This is a genomic window from Bradyrhizobium sp. MI1.3 (assembly GCF_055811695.1).
The window spans coordinates 1-620 of the sequence record NZ_JBVVPQ010000241.1 but is presented as its reverse complement, the minus strand read 5'-3'; the positions used below and the strand labels follow the sequence as shown (position 1 = coordinate 620).

1 protein-coding gene is annotated in these 620 nt (G+C 57.7%); it reads left to right on the top strand.

The genetic code is table 11. From position 1 onward, the window contains the following. Nucleotides 1–620, top strand: a 620-nt coding sequence (locus tag AC0L3A_RS40850) for an AMP-binding protein (protein ID WP_473256597.1), incomplete at both ends; no start/stop codon positions are given.

Sequence of the window (620 nt, the reverse complement as noted above, 5' to 3'; positions counted from 1 at the left end):
AACCTGCCGGAATCCAATCCGGACCCACGCGCCCTCGGCCTGACCTCGCGCCACCTCGCCTATGTGATCTACACCTCAGGATCAACCGGTACGCCCAAGGGCGTCATGGTCGAGCATCGCGGATTGGTCAATCTGGGGCTGGCTCAGATCGGGCTTTTTGGCGTTTGTTCAAACAGCCGAGTGGTGCAGTTTGCCTCCGTTGGTTTTGATGCCAGCGCCTGGGAAATTGTTATGGCGTTTGGCTCAGGAGCCGTATTGCATTTGCCTGCGGATGAGCTCCGTCAAGCGAGTACCAAGCTATCGGATTATCTGCGAAGCGAAGCCATCACCCATGCGACGTTGCCTCCAGCCTTGCTTCAGGAAATCAGGAATGTGGAATATTTTGCGTTGCAAGCTCTCATTCTTGCTGGAGAGCTGCCGAAGGCTGAACTCATCCGACGGCTGCCTGCCGCATCTATTGTCAACGCCTATGGACCTACCGAAACGACGGTCTGCGCGACGACCTGGAGTTGCTTGGATGACTTTGATGGAGCCATTGTCCCGATTGGCCGACCGATCGCGAACACGCGGATCTACCTGCTGGACGGTCTTGCTGCGCCCGTTCCGTTCGGGGCGGTGGG